Annotated in this window: 1 protein-coding gene; it reads left to right on the top strand. The window is 65.9% G+C overall.

Going from position 1 to position 782, the window contains the following annotated elements:
• Positions 1 to 356: 356 nt before the first annotated feature.
• A complete protein-coding gene (locus tag RM590_RS35435; RefSeq protein WP_311708932.1) occupies positions 357 to 629 on the top strand; it encodes a hypothetical protein in 273 nt (90 codons plus the stop codon).
• Positions 630 to 782 lie beyond the last annotated feature (153 nt).

The following is a 782-nucleotide window of genomic DNA, read 5'->3' as shown; positions in this document are numbered from 1 at the left end:
CCGACCCGCCCACCATCCTCATGGCCCGGGGAGTCCACCTCCACCTGCTGGACCTCCTCGGCCTAGAAGTGATGCAACCGCGCCGGTTGCAGACCTGAATCAGCGACCCGCGAAGTACGGGGCTAGGTCACCGGAGCCCGGAGTCGACCCAGCATTACGCCAAGATCACCCCGAACACGCTGGCCAGGGCCTACAACGACGCCGGGTACTTCGAACGCAACGTCCGCACCATCGAGGTCCTGGTCGACCGCGACGCGGTCACCTCCGGAGCCGCCGCGTCGGGCGAGCCGTGGCAGTACTACGACCTCGGCCACGGGTTCTGCACCTACACCTTCTTCGAGCAGTGCCCGCACCGCATGGCCTGCGCCCGCTGCGACTTCTACACGCCGAAGGACTCCAGCAAGGGCCAGCTCCTGGAGGCCAAGGACAACCTGCAGCGCATGCTGGCGAGTGTCCCGCTCAGCGACGAGGAACGCGCCGCCGTCGACGACGGCCAGGCCGCGCTCAACCAGCTGCTGGAACGGCTGGTCGACGTTCCCACGCCAGCCGGGACGACACCCCGCGAGATCGGCGTTCCGGCCACTGCGACACTCTTGCCGATCGTTGCTGTCAACCAGGGCAGATGCTGAACTACTTGACAAATCAGATTCCACAGAACCCTCTCTGACATCGTTGGGTGAGACGCCCCGAATTGATCAGATATTGTGGGCGGGCACGACAGGAGCATCGCCCGTATGACCAGCAGCAAGCCTTCCGAGCAGGATCCCGCGCCGCGGCCGAGG

It is taken from the genome of Streptomyces litchfieldiae, from assembly GCF_031845365.1.
Lineage (GTDB): Bacteria > Actinomycetota > Actinomycetes > Streptomycetales > Streptomycetaceae > Streptomyces > Streptomyces litchfieldiae.
This window is presented reverse-complemented; position numbering and strand designations above follow the sequence as displayed.